This is a genomic window from Mycobacteroides franklinii, from assembly GCF_002013895.1.
Classification (GTDB): domain Bacteria; phylum Actinomycetota; class Actinomycetes; order Mycobacteriales; family Mycobacteriaceae; genus Mycobacterium; species Mycobacterium franklinii.
In genome coordinates, this window is record NZ_MAFQ01000006.1 from 517,075 (window position 1) to 532,216 (window position 15,142).

Here is a 15,142-nt window from a genome sequence, read left to right on the forward strand (position 1 = left end):
ATCAGCTCTTGCTCTCGCTGCCTTCGTCCGGAGCCGGGCCCGGCTGCTGATGCGGGGTCGGCACCGGATACGGATACGGCTGCGGCGGGTGCTGCTGGTAGCCCGGCGGCGGATAACCCGGCTGCGGGTGGGTCGCCTGCCCCGGAGGAGGCCAACCCGGCGCGTACCAGCCAGCGGGCGCGCCATAGTTGGTTCCTGGCGGAACAGGTTGCCCACCTTGGCCATTGGGCACATGTCCATGCGGACCGGCGGGCACCGACGGAACGCCGTTGGCGGGCGCGGCATCGCCCGCCTGCTCGGCGATAGCCTTCTTGAACGCGGGCTCGGGCACCGGCGGAGGCCAGGGCTCACCGCGTTCGATGGCAAGCTCACCCGGGGTCTTGATGGGGGGCTTGTCCGACGGAATGCGGCCGCCGAAGTCGTCGAACATCGTCAGCCGCGGACGGCGCTGGACGTCCTTGAAGATCTCCTCGAGTTCCTTGCGGACCACGGTTTCCTTCTCCAACAGCTCACCGGCCAACGTGTCCAACACATCTCGGTACTCGGTGAGGATGGCCCAGGCCTCGGTGTGCGCTGCCTCGATGAGATTGCGCACCTCCTCATCGATTTCGCGGGCGACCTCATGGGAGTAGTCGGCCTGGGTGCCCATCGTGCGGCCAAGGAACGGATCACCATGTTCGGTGCCGTACCGCACCGCACCGAGCTTGGCGCTCATACCGAACTCGGTGACCATGGCACGAGCCTTCTTGGTGGCCTGCTCGATATCGGAGACCGCGCCGGTGGTCGGCTCCCGGAACACCAGTTCCTCGGCAGCCCGGCCGCCCATCGCGAAGACCAGCTGCGCAATCATCTCCGACCTGGTGGCCAGGCCCTTGTCGTCCTCGGGAACGGCGATGGCGTGCCCACCGGTGCGCCCACGCGCCAAGATGGTGACCTTGTAGACCCGCTCGATATCCGGCATGGCCCAAGCGGCCAGGGTATGCCCGGCCTCGTGATACGCGGTGATCTTCTTTTCGTGTTCGCTGATGAGGCGTCCCTTGCGACGGGGACCGCCGACCACCCTGTCCACCGATTCCTCGAGCGCGGCGGCGGTGATCACCGTGCCGTTCTCGCGGGCGGTGAGCAGTGCGGATTCGTTGATGACATTGGCCAGGTCTGCGCCAGACATCCCCACGGTGCGCTTGGCCAAACCATCGAAATCGACGTCGGGCCCGAAAGGCTTACCGGCAGAGTGAACCTTCAGTACGGCCTTGCGACCTGCCAAGTCCGGGCTGGACACCGGGATCTGGCGGTCGAAACGACCTGGGCGCAACAACGCCGGGTCGAGGATGTCGGGGCGGTTGGTCGCGGCGATCAGGATGACACCCTGCCGATCACCGAAGCCGTCCATCTCCACCAGCAGCTGGTTGAGGGTCTGCTCACGCTCATCGTGTCCACCGCCCAGACCGGCGCCACGTTGGCGTCCGACGGCATCGATCTCGTCGACGAAGATGATGCAGGGGCTGTTCTGCTTGGCCTGCTCGAACAGGTCACGCACACGTGAAGCGCCAACGCCGACAAACATTTCCACGAAGTCCGAACCGGAGATCGTGAAGAACGGCACCCCGGCCTCGCCGGCGACCGCGCGGGCCAGCAGGGTCTTGCCGGTTCCGGGCGGACCGTAGAGCAGCACGCCGCGTGGAATCTTGGCACCGAGCGCCTGGTACCGCGACGGATTCTGCAAGAAGTCCTTGATCTCATAGAGCTCTTCGACGGCCTCATCGACGCCCGCCACGTCGGCGAAGGTGGTCTTGGGCATGTCCTTGGACAGCTGCTTGGCACGCGATTTACCGAAACCGAAGCCCATGCCCCGGCCGCCGGACTGCATGCGGCTGAACGCGAAGAACAGCACCACCAAGAGGATCACCGGCAGCAGGTACAACAGCAGCGATCCCAGGATGCTGCCCTGGTTCACCGTGGTGTTGACGGTTGCGCCCTTGCCGTTCAGCTTTTCCAGCAGTGGCACCCCGTACCCGGTCGGGTACTTGGTGATGACCTTGTCCTTGCCCTCGGTATCACCGTTCGGTGCCTTCAGGTCCAGTCGCAGCTGCTGCTCGCGGTCATCGATGCGGGCACTTTTGACATTGTCGGTGTCGATCTGCTTGATCGCGACCGAGGTGTCCACGGGCTTATATCCGCGGGTGTCGTCGCTGAAATAGAAGAACGACCACCCCAGCAGCAGCACCACCACGATGACGCCCAGGGTGCGAAACACGTTTGTCCGGTTCATACAGCGTCGGCCGCGGTCAGCGGCCCGGTCCTTCCGTAGACATGGGGGAAGACATAAGAACCTTCAGGCTACCTCACCTGCATGTTCGCATCTGTGGCGCGCACTACGCTGCGGGCGAACGAGGAGGTGGCGTGGCCATCCACTCGGGTGGTGCCGAGTCCGCGTTTCACGATGATTTGCGACCCAAAAACGTCGTGATGCGCATCCTCGTCGAGAAAAACCGTGATCTTGTTCACGGTACTATCGCGCGAGCCTCACGACGCGGGCATCAGGTCTGCGTGCGGCGGAGAACGAAGAGGTCCAGTCATGCCTGGTCGCCACAGTGAACGTCATCGCAGGAGACAACGTTCGGGCGCATCGAGTCGGCCCAAGTGGATTGCGTTGGCAGTCGTCGCCCTCCTGCTCGGTGGGCTCGGGTTTTTCGCCTACAAGAAACTGTCCGAACGGTGCTCGGACGTCGACACCTTCGCCGTCGCCGCCGATCCGGCGATCGCGCCTGTGGTGTCCAAGGTCGTTGACGGCGCCAGCGCCAAAGAGCTCGGCTGCGCAAAATTCACCGTGACCGCGAAGCCCTCCGCGGCGACGGCCGCGACCATCGGCAAGCCCGGCGGTGCGCCCGCGCTGTGGCTCCCCGATTCGTCCGTCTGGTTGGCCAGGCAGATGCGCGCCACCGGGGCCGCACTGGATTCAGCAAGCCAGTCGGTGGCCAGAACACCCGTCGTGGTGGTGGCCAAGCAAGGCGAGACGCCGACGTTCGATTCGTGGCTGAGCGTGTTGAAGCAGCCAGGCCTGCGAATCGGCAATCCGCTGGAGGACACCGTCGCGGCCGGTCCCGTGCTGGGCGCGCTCGCCGAGGCCGAGCAGGGAAAGAGCGATCCCAACGCGATTACCGCGGCCCTCGTTCCCATCGCACAGGCACAACTGATCAACACCAAGCAGAGCAGCGCCGAGGAACGTCTCGGCGAGGTGGCCAAGACCGGCGGGCTGGCGGTATCGACCGAACAACAGCTCATCGACTACAACGCAAGGCACCCGGACACCAAGCTCATCGCCGTCGTTCCCGCGACAGGATCGCCCGCCCTGAACTATCCGATCGCGGTGACCGAACCAGCCAACGATCGGCATCCCAGCGCCAAACGCTCCGGCGAGATACTCGCCGAACGTTTCTCGGGTGACGACGGTAAGGACGCGCTGGCGCGCTCCGGCTTCCGCGCGCCGGATTTCGCACCGCTGAACGGAAACGGTGTCGGCGCCGTCGAGACGCTCACCGTGAACGATCTCACGGCATTCGACACGGCGATGCGCCGATATGCGGTGCTGGCCTTGCCTTCCCGCATGCTTGCCGTGCTCGACGTGTCCGGCTCGATGAAGTTCACCGCCGGGCCCACCACCCGGGTGGGCCTGCTGAGCCAGGCAATCGACAACGGTCTCCCGCTGTTCCCCGAGAACGCGCAGATCGGCCTGTGGGCATTCTCGATCGACAAGGGCGGGCCCGGCCAGGATTGGAAGGACCTGCTGCCCATCCGCACGCTCGGCCAGAAGGTGGGCGATAAGACCCAACGTCAGCTATTGGCCGACGAAGGCCACGGCCTGGACGCACTCGTCGGCGGTGGGACCGGTTTGTATGACACCACGCTCGCGGCATTTCGCAAGGTGCAGTCGACTTACGACCCGCACTACATCAACAGCGTCGTGATCATCACCGACGGATCCAACGAAAAACCCAATGGCCTGACACTGGACCAGTTGCTGGCGACCTTGAAGAAGGAGCAGGACCCGGCACGCCCCGTCGTCCTGATCACCCTCGGAATCACCGAAGATGCCGATGCCGCTGTGCTCAAACAGATTTCGGATGCTACACCGGGTGGAGGCAGCCGAGTCGCGCGTAACGCGGACGAGATCCCCAATATCGTCACCGACCTCATCAAGGCGCGAACCGCGGCACGCTAGATGAAGACGGCCTCGGGTTCCGGCGGGTTCGCCAGCAGCGTGGGCAGCACGAAAACCCGGACGTAGCGCCGAACCTGCTCGGGATTGTCGGTTCCCGGGATCAGCCCGAGTAGCAGGGACAGTGCGACAGAGAGCACGTATCGCGCCGCATCCTCGGGCCGCACACCCTGACGTACCTCCGTCATACGGGTGCTGAATACGCCCGCATACATGGCCGTCAAAAGGTCAATAAGATTGGGGGCGTTGACAATCAGCGACGCCACTGTGCCATGATCGTCACGATCGGCGAGCACACGTAGCAGCGGATTGGCTCCGACCTCCACCGAAACGATCACCAGCGACTCGGGAATGATCTCGGCGAGGTTGTTCAATGCCATCAGCCGACCGATCATCTTGCTGATCTCACTCATCGTCGCGCGCACCACCAAGGCATCCATCAGGTCGTCGCGGTTCCGGAAATGCCGGTACACCACGGCTCGGCTGTAGCCGGCCTCCCGCGCGATGGCGTCCATCGTGGACGCGCCGTATCCACGCGCGATGAAGAGACGCTCCGCGGCATCGAGCAGTTGAGCCTGGGCCTGCTGTGCCGTGTTTCCACCGCCCGGAGGCCTGCCCCGGCCGCGGGGAGCCCTGTCCTCGCCCTCACTCTTGCGAGCCATCCCGTAGCCGCCTCCTCGCGCAATATATTGACACTTTTATTAATCTGCCTATTATTAGATGCATGGTGAACAACCTGGCCGAATACTCTAATCCGAGCGGTGCCGTACCCGACCGCGCGACGTGGACTCCATGGCTCAAAGCCTGGCGCATGCTGATCGACGCCAAATACCACGGCGATATCTACGAGGCGTTTCTCGGCATGGAAGCGCCGGTCTTCGCACGCGCCTACCACCAGGTGCGATCCCATCCGAACGGCCGAAAGCTGTTCAAGCACAAACCAGATCTGCTCACCGTGCTGAACGACGTGGAGTACTTGAAGTCACTGCCATTCGGCAGCCTGGGCCACGCCTACCTCTCGTTCCTGAACACCAACAAGCTCGACGCCGGCGTGTTCGGCGAGTCCGACATCATCAGGCCGATCGCCGAGAAGAACAACTGGGATGAGGACTTCTACTACATGATCATTCGGGGCACCGCCCTGCACGACATGTTTCACACCGTCGGCGGCTACGGCCCCGATATCGCCGGAGAAATGGCCAACATCGGATTTCATTGCGGACAAATGGAACCCGCGGGCCCTCTGGAGAAGCTCGGACTGTTCGGAGCCCTCACCCTGCCCGGCGCCCCGGTGCGCTTCAAACTTCGCTACTACCGGCAGGCGGTCGAGCGTGGCCGCCGTGCCGACCTGCTGATGGCCGCTCCCTGGGAAGAACTGCTCGAACTGCCCTACCGCGAGGTCCAATCGATTCTCGGCGTGAGTCCGGTCGAGGTGGCGCATCCACAAGGCAGATGGACCACCGAATGGACGCCGCCATCCATCACGCCACCGACCCCGTGGAACTACGAGCGCATCCTGGCCGCCGGGCCCATCGCCGCCTGAACATTCACCGGCTCAGCACAATTCGGCCCAGCGCCATCCGAGGCGGATACCACTGTTGACAAGACTGCTGGAGTGTCTAATATTCTGAGCACGAACGTATGCACATAATCAGGCGTGGTGTGCGAACCCCTCGATATCTCACTCGCACACCATGTCAACCGGGTGGTCACCCCCTGACCCGTACCGGTGCAGGGCGCCACCGCCGCCACGGCCGGTGGCGCTCTGTTTGTCTTCTAGCTCGTGTCTCTACGCGTAGCGCGCGGGGACCCGCTCCCACGGTCGGTGCCGTTCCACCTGACCCGCGAGCGCGAGGAGCAGCGCCTCCCTGCCCGGGCGTGCGGCGAACTGAACGCCCACCGGCGTGCCCGAGATGGGGTGAATACCCGCCGGAACGGTGATGGCGGGCCAACCGGCCAGACTCCAGAACGGGGTGTAGGTGGTCGACATCGATGCGGCCGCCACATTGGCGAGCCAGCCGCGGCGCGACCAGCCGGCGGCCTTGACCGGCATTCTTGGCGAGGTCGGCGTCATCACCACATCGGCGGCATGGTCGTCGAAGAATCTCTCGGCCCGTTGCGCCGCCTCCGCGATCTGTTCGTCAGATACCCGGCCGCGCATCAGGTGGCCGAGTCGCAGATGCCGAACAGTCCTGCGCTGCAGTGCCGAACGGTCCGCCACAAATGCCTCGACGTCGGCGGCCGGGGTACTGAACCAGCGCGCGAAGACGGGCAGCAGATTGCGCGGGTAGGGCAGATGCGCGGTCGCCGTGAAGTGCCCGATATCCGTCAGCGTCTCCCGGACGGCGGTCACTGCCCTGCGCGCGGCCTCGTCTGCCCATACGTGCGGGACCGGTTCGTTGGTGGGTATCACCACCCGCAGCGATGGCGGCGCTTCCACTACCGCGAGCCGCGGATCGTCGGCCAGTGCCGAGAAGAGCAGCGCGGTATCGGCGACGGTTGCGGCTATCGGACCGTTGACCCCAACGCCGCCCCACGAAGTCACCCCGAGTTCCGCCGGAACCACCCCGATCCCCGGCTTGAGCGCTACCAGACCACAGCAGGCGGCCGGCACCCGCAACGAGCCAAATCCATCAGATCCGACGGCGACGGGCACCATTGCGGCGGCGACCGCGGCAGCGGATCCACCCGAAGACCCGCCCGCGGTACGCCCGGTTGCCCACGGGTTCTTGGTGATTCCGTGTACACCGTCCGTGGTCGGCCACAGCGATAACTCAGGTACAGCGGTAAGGCCCACGATGATCGCCCCCGCGCGCTGTAGCCTGGCGATCAGCGGGTGATCGTGTGGCTGCGGCTCTGCGGCGGTGGCCAACGAACCGATCCGCATGGGCTCACCGGTGACCGGTATGACGTCCTTGATGGCAACGGGCACTCCCGCCAGCGGTAGCCGGGCTAAGTCGCTCCGAAGGGCCAACTGCCCAGCCTCGCGCACCGACGCATCGGACCGTACCCTGGCGAAGGCACAGATTTCCTTGTCCCGCTCAACAATTCGAGCAAGTGCGTGCTTGACCACGGCAACCGGATCCATCGCGCCGGAACGCACGTCCGCCGCGATCTCGGTGGCGGTGAACTCCATCGCCTCAGTGTGACCGACGGCCGCGGTCTCTGGTCGGCGATTGCGCGTTGTGGTTTAGTGGCAATCAGAAACGCGCGACAACAAGGCTGTTGACCGCCCTCGGAAGGTGAGAATGCGCTCATGACCGACGCCGCAGTGGATATCCGGGAACGTGACATCGCCCCCAACGGGGTGCACCTTCGCATCGTCGAGGCGGGTGAACCCGGCCAACCGGCAGTCGTTCTGGCCCATGGTTTCCCCGAACTGGCGTACTCCTGGCGCCATCAGATCCCCGCACTCGCCGCTGCCGGATACCACGTCATCGCCCCCGATCAGCGGGGTTACGGCAGATCAAGCGTGCCCGCACATATCGACGACTACAACATCGAGGCGCTCTCCGACGATCTGCTGGGGATCCTCGATGAAGTGGGGGCCGGCAAGGCGACATTCGTCGGGCATGACTGGGGCGCCGTCGTCACCTGGCACACGGCTCTCGCCGTCCCTGAGCGCGTCGCGGGAGTGGCCGGCCTGTCGGTGCCCTTCACCCGGCGCAGCCAGGTACCTCCCACACAGGCATGGAACAAACTGTTCGGCGACAACTTCTTCTACATCCTGTACTTCCAGGAACCTGGAGTCGCCGACGCCGACCTCAATCGCGACCCGGCCGCCACGATGCGCCGCATGATGGCAGGGATGGCCCGCATCGACGGCGCCGCGATGATCGCGCCCGGCCCGGCCGGATTCGTCGAGCGCATGCCCGACCCCGGTGCACTACCCGAGTGGCTCAGCGAAGCCGAATTGGAGCACTACATAGCCGAATTCACCCGCACCGGATTTACCGGCGGCCTGAACTGGTACCGGAACTTCGACCGCAACTGGGCCCTCACCGAACGCCTTTCGGGCGCGGATGTGGTGGTGCCCTCGCTGTTCATCGCGGGTGCCGCCGATCCGGTACTCGGATTCACCGACCATGCGGGGAGCATGAAGTACCGCACCGACAATCGAGGAGATCTCCTGATCGACGGGGCCGGACACTGGATTCAGCAAGAGCGGCCAGAAGAAGTCAATGCCGCGCTGCTGAAATTCCTGCAAGAGGTTGCGCACTGATGCCCGCGGCACCTCTGCGCTTTGGCGCCTTCATCACCCCATTTCATCCTGTCGGCCAAAATCCCACCACCGCTTTGGAATACGACCTGGACCGCGTGGTCGCGCTGGACCGCCTGGGCTACCACGAGGCATGGTTCGGTGAACACCACTCCGGTGGATACGAATTGATCTCCTGCCCTGAGGTTTTCATCGCCACCGCGGCCGAGCGCACCAAGCACATCAGACTGGGCACCGGGGTGGTGTCACTGCCCTATCACCACCCGTTGATGGTGGTGGATCGCTGGATCCTGTTGGACCACATCACCCGGGGCCGCGTCATCTTCGGCACCGGGCCGGGCGCGCTGCCGACCGACGCCTACATGATGGGCATCGATCCGGTCGACCAGCGACAGATGCAGGAAGAGTCCCTGGAGGCGATCCTGGCCCTGCTGCGCGCTGCGCCGGAGGAACGCATCAGCCGCGAAACATCCTGGTTCACCCTCCGGGACGCGCAACTGCAACTACGTCCCTACACCCACCCATATCCGGAAATCCTTACCGCCGCTATGTTTTCACCCTCCGGGCCACGGTTGGCCGGCAAGCTGGGCGCCGGATTGCTGTCCTTGTCGGCGTCGATCCCGGGCGGATTCGCCGCGCTGGAGAACGCATGGGAAGTGGTCCGCGAGCAGGCGGAAGTCCACGGCCATCCCGAACCGGACCGGTCCAGCTGGCGAGTGCTCGGCATCATGCACCTGGCCGAGACGCGCGAACAGGCCATCGAGGACTGCACCTACGGACTGCCCGACTACGCGCACTACTTCGGGGCGGTTGGGGTACTCCCGCTGGCCAACAGCACGGACGGTGCCGACGGCACCATCGACCCGCACGAATTCGTCAAAGCCTATGTGGACGAAGGCAACTGCTGCATCGGTACGCCCGAGGACGCCATCGAATACATCCAGGACCTACTCGACAAGTCCGGCGGGTTCGGCACCTTCCTCATGCTCGGCCACGACTGGGCGTCACCGGCGGCGACATTCAAGTCCTACGAACTGTTCGCCCGCACGGTGATTCCACACTTCACCGGTCAGCTCACCGCCGCCCAGGCCTCCCACGACTGGGCGCAGGCCAAGCGTGCCGAGCTACTGGGGCGCGCAGGGGACGCGGTCGCCAAGGCCATCGGGGAACATCAGAACGACCGAGCGCAGAAGGCGGCCAACTAATGCGAGCATCGGTGCTGCGCGACGGCGCGATGATCTATCGCGACGATGTGCCGGACCCGGTTCCCGGCGAGGGCCAGGTGCTGGTCAGAGTCTCTGCCTGCGGAATCTGCGGATCCGACCTACATTTCGCCAAGCACGGCGCCCAAGCCATCGAACTGTCCAAACAGATGGCGGGCATGCCGAGCCTCACCGACGGCGTCGACTTGGGTGCCGACGTCTTCATGGGGCACGAGTTCGCCGCCGAGGTGATCGAGGCCGGCCCGGGGACCCAGGCACCCGCGCCCGGAACCGCGGTGACCTCGATTCCAATCCTGCTGTCCGCCAAGGGACTCGAACCCATCGTCTACAGCAACAGCACCCTGGGCGCCTATGCCGAGCGGATGCTGCTGAGCGCGCCGCTGCTGCTGCCCATCCCCAACGGTCTCGATCCCCGGCATGCCGCCCTGACCGAGCCGATGGCGGTCGGTCTGCACGCCGTCAACAAGTCGGGAATCCAACCCGGTACCGGAGCGATCGTCATCGGATGCGGGCCCGTCGGAATAGCCGTGATCGCCGCCCTGCACCACCTGGGCATCGAGCCGATTGTCGCCGCGGATTTCTCGCCCGCCCGGCGTGAACTGGCGCGGCACATGGGCGCGCATGAGGTCGTCGACCCCACGATCGAGGCCACCTTCGAAGCCTGGTCCCGGATCGGTACGAGCGCACCGGTGATCTTCGAGGCCGTCGGGGTGCCTGGCATCCTCAACGAGGTCTTGCGCGACGCTCCGCACAGTTCACGTGTGGTGGTGGTGGGCGTCTGCATGGAGCCCGATGCCATCACCCCCTACTTCGGGATCGCGAAGGAAGTTGCGGTGCAATTCGTGCTCGCCTACGACCCCACCGAGTTCTCCGAGACGCTCCGGCGAATCGCAGACGGTGAGATCGACGTTGCGCCGCTCGTCACCGGTGAGGTAGGTCTGGAAGACGTCGGTTCGGCTTTTGCCGATCTCGGTGATCCGGAGCGCCACTGCAAGATTTTGGTGGTGCCGTAATGGTTGGGGAGGACAGGAAGTGACATGCGGGTACTAAGACGGCACACATTGACGCGGACAACCGCCCTGGTTGGCGCCGCGACGATGGCGGTACTCCTCGCCGGCTGCGGTGACGATTCCACCGGAAGCCCGGAGTCCACCCGGAACGTGACGGTGGTGGGCAAGGGCGAGGTCAGGGGCGCACCCGATGTACTGCGCGCCGATGTCGGCGTATCGGTGACCGCCAAGGACGTATCCGGCGCGCTGTCGCAGGCGAGTGAGAAGGCGCAGGCCGTCATCGACGCTGTGGTCGGGGCCGGGGTCGCCCGCGAGGACGTACAGACCAACGAGCTGTCCATCCAGCCGGAACAGACCTACCCCCAGGGCGGTCCGCCGCACATCACCGGTTATAACGCCACCAACTCGGTGCGCATCAATGTCCGCGACCTCAAGAAGGCTTCCGAGGTACTGGACAAGGCCGTGCGGGCCGGCGGAGATGCCGCACGGTTGTCCAGCGTCAGCTTCGATCTCGACAACGACGCCGATCTGATGAAGAGCGCCCGCGAGCGTGCCTTCAACGACGCCAAGGCCCGCGCCGAGCAGTACGCGGGTCTGTCGGGCTCCCAGCTGGGCAAGGTGCTGCGCATCGACGAATCCCACGGCTCGGTGCCTCCGCCCGCTCCGATGATGGGTAAGCGTGCACCCATGCCGGCCGATGCCTCGTTTGCTCCGCCGCTGGAACCGGGACAGCAGACGGTGACCTTCCAGGTGAGTGTCATCTGGGAGCTGAATTAGGCCATGGGCGACATCACGGTTGTCGGCCACGGTGAGGCCAGCGGCAGCCCCGACGTGTTCCAGGCGACCGTCGGGGTGTCGGTGCGGTCCCGCCGCATCGCCGGGGTGATGGCCGAGGTGAAAGCCAAGGCCCGCGCGGTGATCGACGCGGTGCTCGACTCCGGGGTGGCCGCCGAGGATGTCCGCACCGCGTGGATGTCGGTGCACCCGCAGTTCGACGGCAACCGGATCACCGGCTACGCCGCCGACAATTCGGTGCGGATCACCGTTCGCGACCTCTCGAAGGTCTCCGATGTGCTGGACAAGGCGGTCACCGCGGGAGGTGAGGCGGCACAACTGTCGGGGGTGAGCTTCGATCTGCAGGACAGCACCGAGCTGTCCACCCAGGCACGCGAACGGGCGTTCGCCGACGCCAAGGCCCGGGCCGAGCAGTACGCCGCGCTGGCGGGCGCCGCCCTGGGCAAGGTGTTGCGCGTCGATGAGACCGGAGGCACCTCGCAGCCGCGGGCCGAGTTCGCGATGCTGCGTGCCGCCGGCGGTCCGCCGGTGGAGGCCGGTCAGCAGACGGTGAGCGCAGCCATCACGGTGGTGTGGGAACTGAGTTGATCAGTCGGTGTAGACGCGCGGATGCAGCGTGCCGATGAAGGGCAGATCGCGGTAGCGTTCGCCGTAATCGAGCCCGTAACCGACGACGAACTCGTTGGGAATCTCGAATCCGACGAGAGCCACGTCGACGTCGACCTTCTTGGCCTCAGGCTTGCGCAGCAGCGAGACCACGTTCAGCGAGCGCGGCCCGCGTGAGGCGAGGTTGCGCATGAGCCAGCTCAGGGTCAGCCCGGAATCAATGATGTCCTCCACGATCAGAACATCGAGGTTCTGGATGTCCCGATCCAGGTCCTTCAGGATGCGCACCACCCCGGAGGACGAGGTTGCCGAGCCGTACGAGCTGACGGCCATGAACTCCATCTGGGTGGGGATCGGAATGGCGCGGGCCAAATCCGACACAAACATGACGGCACCCTTGAGCACCGTCACCAGCAGCAGATCACCCGGGATGTCCCGGTACTTCTCGCCGATGGCGGCACCGAGCTCCAGCGTCTTGGCGCGAATCTGCTCCTCGGTGAGTAGCACCGATTTCACGTCGCCGCTGTATTGCTCGCCGCATGCCTGATCCTGTTCGCAGGTCACGACCGACAGCGTGCCATGGACGACACGAGCAATCCAAGCCGACCTCCCCGGACGGTCTTCGCGCAAGCGGCTCATCCCAAATTGCCTAGTGACTTTGTTTACGAAATAGGCCACTATGGAAACGTGAGCAATGGCGCTTACCAAGCGGTTGAAAAGTCACGATCCCGCGATATCCGCGTGGTGGTGATCGGCGCGGGCATGTCGGGCCTCTGCATGGCCTCCACCCTCCGGCACCGTGGCATCACCAACTTCACCGTCTACGAGAAGGCCGACGAGGTCGGCGGCACCTGGCGAGACAACACCTACCCGGGCCTGCAATGCGATGTGCCTTCGCGTTACTACTCGTACTCCTTCGCCCCGAATCCCGCTTGGAGCAAGGGATTTTCACCGGGTTCGGAGATTCACCGGTATTTCGTCAGATTCACCGACAAGCAGGATCTGCGCCGCAACATCCGCTTCGGCACTGCCGTGACGCGCGCCGAATGGGTCGACGAACCCGGTCAATCCCACTGGGAGCTTGAGCTTTCCGACGGAAGTCGCGATATCGCCGATGCCGTGGTGAGCGCCACGGGGGTGTTGCACCTGCCACGCCTTCCCGAGATCGGCGGATTGCGGAGCTTCGCCGGCCCGTGCTTTCACTCCGCGCGCTGGGATCACACGGTGCCGTATGCCGGGAAACGGGTCGGGCTCATCGGCACCGGCTCGTCGGGGGTGCAGATCATCAGCGCACTCGCCGATCAGGTACAGCACCTGTCGGTATTCCAGCGCTCCGCGCAGTGGGTCGCTCCGGTCCCCAATTTCACCTACTCCGCGCTGTCCAAATCCATCTGGTCACGCGTACCCGCCCTCAACAGATTCTCCTATCGATTGTGGCGCTTCTACTTTGAACGCGGAGTGGGTGGCTCGGTGGTGAGCCCCGGCGTACGCCGCAAGCTCATCCAGGGATTCGTGCGGGCATCACATCGACTGCTCATCCGCGACCCGGCGCTACGCGAGAAATTGCATCCCGACTATGAACCGCTGTGCCGACGATTGGTGATGTCGGTGCCATTTTTCACAGCGGTGCAGCGGCCGAATGTCTCGGTACTCACCGAGGGAATCGACCGCATCGTGCCACAGGGCGTCATCACCAAGGACGGAGTCCTGCATGAGCTCGATATCTTGGTATGCGCCACCGGTTTCGACGCACATTCGTATCTACGTCCCATGGAGGTCATCGGGCGCGATGGCATCAAGCTCAGCGATGCGTGGAGCGACGGGCCGCGGGCCTACCGTGCCGTGGGGCTCGCCGGGTTTCCGAACTTCTTCCTCTTGATAGGGCCAAACAGCCCGATCGGCAACAACTCGCTCATCTCTATCGCCGAAACACAGGTCAAATTCGCGATGCATTGGATCGACAAGATCCGTTCCGGCCGAGTGCAATCGGTGGCACCAACCGCGCACGCCGCGGAGACATTCAATGCCGAGGTGCGCCGGGCAATGCCCAACACCGTGTGGTCGACCGGATGCGACAGTTGGTATCTGGGAGCCGACGGCGTACCCGAACTGTGGCCCTGGCCGCCGGTCGAGTACCGGCGCACGCTCACCTCCCCGATACCCGAGGACTTCGCGATCACCTAGCGACGATTACCTAGCAACGTCGTGAACCGATAGCACCAGCTCGTCGCCTGACCTGGATGCCACCAATCGCTGGTACGGCAGATCGGCGCCCACGGCAACGCCCCCCTGCCCGCGCCACTGCATGACAAGCGCGTCCACCGCGCGAATCTGATTGTCGTTCAGGTCCTGTGCGCCACCGGCCAGCAGCCAGAGCCTGATCACCCGGCGACGGATCGCGGGCGTCAAGTCGCGCAGATTCGAGATCGCCAGGCCCTCCGACGCCGGGAACGCGGCGCGGGCCTGCGCATCGAGGGCATCCCCGTCGTCCCGCAACGATGCGGCGGTGCGTGCGAGTGCCTCGGCGACACCACCGCCGAGAACCTGCTCCAGCAGCGGTAGTACCTCGTGACGCAGACGGACCCTGACGAAGCGGGAATCCACGTTGTGCGGGTCTTCCCATGGAGTAAGACCCAATTCCGCACATGCCGAACGTGTCTCGGTCCGGCGAAGATCCAGAAGGGGCCGGCCCCACGGAGCGTCCCAAGGGCGCATGCCGGCGATGGAACGCCCGCCGGATCCGCGCCCGAGCCCCAGCAGCACCGTCTCGGCCTGGTCATCGAGAGTATGGGCAAGGAGCACCGGCAGCCCACCCCGGGACTGCTCAAGCGCCGCATATCGTGCGTTGCGTGCCGACGCTTCCAGACCACCCGCACCGTCGACGATCACCGAAAGAACCGACGCATCACGACATCCCAGGGCCAGCGCCTGGTCCCGGGCCTGGGCCGCGACCTCGGCAGAGTCCCGCTGCAGCCCGTGGTCAACAATGAGCGCCGTCACCGCCCAGTCCTGCGCGACGGCGGCCGCCACGAGCGCCAGCGAATCCGCGCCACCCGAAAGGGCTACCGCCACT

General features: G+C 65.0%; 14 protein-coding genes. 8 read left to right on the forward strand and 6 right to left on the reverse strand.

Translation table 11 applies throughout. The features are described 5' to 3' along the window. Window position 1: 1 nt before the first annotated feature. Together ftsH and B4393_RS27460 are read right to left on the reverse strand one after the other, a co-directional pair. Window positions 2-2,269, reverse strand: a complete 2,268-nt coding sequence (gene ftsH, locus B4393_RS12370; RefSeq protein WP_078334371.1) for an ATP-dependent zinc metalloprotease FtsH — start codon at window positions 2,267-2,269, stop codon at window positions 2-4. A gap of 68 nt (window positions 2,270-2,337) precedes the next feature. Further along, window positions 2,338-2,505 carry a hypothetical protein gene (locus B4393_RS27460; RefSeq protein ID WP_157901275.1) on the reverse strand — a complete coding sequence of 56 codons (168 nt, stop codon included), beginning with the start codon at window positions 2,503-2,505 and terminating at the stop codon, window positions 2,338-2,340. 145 nt (window positions 2,506-2,650) lie between these two features. Here B4393_RS27460 and B4393_RS12375 point away from each other — a divergent pair, with 145 nt between their 5' ends. Next, on the forward strand, window positions 2,651-4,219 hold the full coding sequence (locus B4393_RS12375) for a substrate-binding domain-containing protein (protein WP_109558403.1): 1,569 nt from the start codon (window positions 2,651-2,653) through the stop codon (window positions 4,217-4,219). Here B4393_RS12375 and B4393_RS12380 read toward each other — a convergent pair. After that, window positions 4,216-4,878, reverse strand: a complete 663-nt coding sequence (locus tag B4393_RS12380; RefSeq protein WP_078334373.1) for a helix-turn-helix domain-containing protein — start codon at window positions 4,876-4,878, stop codon at window positions 4,216-4,218. The two genes, B4393_RS12375 and B4393_RS12380, sit on opposite strands and share 4 nt — an antisense overlap. Window positions 4,879-4,940: 62 nt before the next feature. On the opposite strand from B4393_RS12380, the gene B4393_RS12385 reads away from it, so the two are divergent. Continuing rightward, window positions 4,941-5,759, forward strand: coding sequence for a Coq4 family protein (locus B4393_RS12385; protein WP_078334374.1), 819 nt, complete (start codon window positions 4,941-4,943; stop codon window positions 5,757-5,759). Between the two features lie 246 nt (window positions 5,760-6,005). Here B4393_RS12385 and B4393_RS12390 read toward each other — a convergent pair whose 3' ends face one another. Next, the gene (locus tag B4393_RS12390) at window positions 6,006-7,352 is read right to left on the reverse strand and encodes an amidase (RefSeq protein ID WP_078334375.1); all 1,347 of its coding nucleotides are present in this window, start codon (window positions 7,350-7,352) and stop codon (window positions 6,006-6,008) included. 120 nt (window positions 7,353-7,472) lie between these two features. On the opposite strand from B4393_RS12390, the gene B4393_RS12395 reads away from it, so the two are divergent. From B4393_RS12395 to B4393_RS12415, 5 genes are read left to right on the forward strand one after another with little or no spacing between them, the layout of a single operon-like run. After that, a complete protein-coding gene (locus B4393_RS12395; RefSeq protein WP_078334376.1) occupies window positions 7,473-8,438 on the forward strand; it encodes an alpha/beta fold hydrolase in 966 nt (321 codons plus the stop codon). Further along, entirely contained in the window at window positions 8,438-9,640 is a 1,203-nt protein-coding gene (locus B4393_RS12400; protein ID WP_078334377.1) for an LLM class flavin-dependent oxidoreductase, read from the forward strand. The genes B4393_RS12395 and B4393_RS12400 overlap by 1 nt, the downstream gene beginning before the upstream one ends. Continuing rightward, window positions 9,640-10,671, forward strand: a complete 1,032-nt coding sequence (locus tag B4393_RS12405; RefSeq protein ID WP_078334378.1) for a zinc-binding dehydrogenase — start codon at window positions 9,640-9,642, stop codon at window positions 10,669-10,671. The genes B4393_RS12400 and B4393_RS12405 overlap by 1 nt, the downstream gene beginning before the upstream one ends. Window positions 10,672-10,695: 24 nt before the next feature. Continuing rightward, complete coding sequence (locus B4393_RS12410) at window positions 10,696-11,445, forward strand: SIMPL domain-containing protein (protein WP_078334379.1); 750 nt, start codon at window positions 10,696-10,698, stop codon at window positions 11,443-11,445. 3 nt (window positions 11,446-11,448) lie between these two features. Beyond that, the gene (locus B4393_RS12415; protein ID WP_078334380.1) at window positions 11,449-12,051 is read left to right on the forward strand and encodes an SIMPL domain-containing protein; all 603 of its coding nucleotides are present in this window, start codon (window positions 11,449-11,451) and stop codon (window positions 12,049-12,051) included. Here B4393_RS12415 and hpt read toward each other — a convergent pair whose 3' ends face one another. Then, the gene (gene hpt, locus B4393_RS12420) at window positions 12,052-12,633 is read right to left on the reverse strand and encodes a hypoxanthine phosphoribosyltransferase (RefSeq protein ID WP_070937289.1); all 582 of its coding nucleotides are present in this window, start codon (window positions 12,631-12,633) and stop codon (window positions 12,052-12,054) included. A 123-nt stretch (window positions 12,634-12,756) separates the two neighbouring features. On the opposite strand from hpt, the gene B4393_RS12425 reads away from it, so the two are divergent. After that, window positions 12,757-14,253 carry a flavin-containing monooxygenase gene (locus tag B4393_RS12425; RefSeq protein WP_078334381.1) on the forward strand — a complete coding sequence of 499 codons (1,497 nt, stop codon included), beginning with the start codon at window positions 12,757-12,759 and terminating at the stop codon, window positions 14,251-14,253. A gap of 6 nt (window positions 14,254-14,259) precedes the next feature. Here B4393_RS12425 and tilS read toward each other — a convergent pair whose 3' ends face one another. Next, window positions 14,260-15,141, reverse strand: coding sequence for a tRNA lysidine(34) synthetase TilS (tilS, locus tag B4393_RS12430; RefSeq protein ID WP_078334382.1), 882 nt, complete (start codon window positions 15,139-15,141; stop codon window positions 14,260-14,262). Between the last annotated feature and the right edge of the window lies 1 nt (window position 15,142).

Coding starts and splice junctions, on each gene's coding strand:
- ftsH (WP_078334371.1), bottom strand. CDS start 2,269: ATGAACCGGACAAACGTGTTTCGCACCCTGGGCGTCATCGTGGTGGTG.
- B4393_RS12380 (WP_078334373.1), bottom strand. CDS start 4,878: ATGGCTCGCAAGAGTGAGGGCGAGGACAGGGCTCCCCGCGGCCGGGGC.
- B4393_RS12385 (WP_078334374.1), top strand. CDS start 4,941: ATGGTGAACAACCTGGCCGAATACTCTAATCCGAGCGGTGCCGTACCC.
- B4393_RS12390 (WP_078334375.1), bottom strand. CDS start 7,352: ATGGAGTTCACCGCCACCGAGATCGCGGCGGACGTGCGTTCCGGCGCG.
- B4393_RS12395 (WP_078334376.1), top strand. CDS start 7,473: ATGACCGACGCCGCAGTGGATATCCGGGAACGTGACATCGCCCCCAAC.
- B4393_RS12400 (WP_078334377.1), top strand. CDS start 8,438: ATGCCCGCGGCACCTCTGCGCTTTGGCGCCTTCATCACCCCATTTCAT.
- B4393_RS12405 (WP_078334378.1), top strand. CDS start 9,640: ATGCGAGCATCGGTGCTGCGCGACGGCGCGATGATCTATCGCGACGAT.
- B4393_RS12410 (WP_078334379.1), top strand. CDS start 10,696: ATGCGGGTACTAAGACGGCACACATTGACGCGGACAACCGCCCTGGTT.
- B4393_RS12415 (WP_078334380.1), top strand. CDS start 11,449: ATGGGCGACATCACGGTTGTCGGCCACGGTGAGGCCAGCGGCAGCCCC.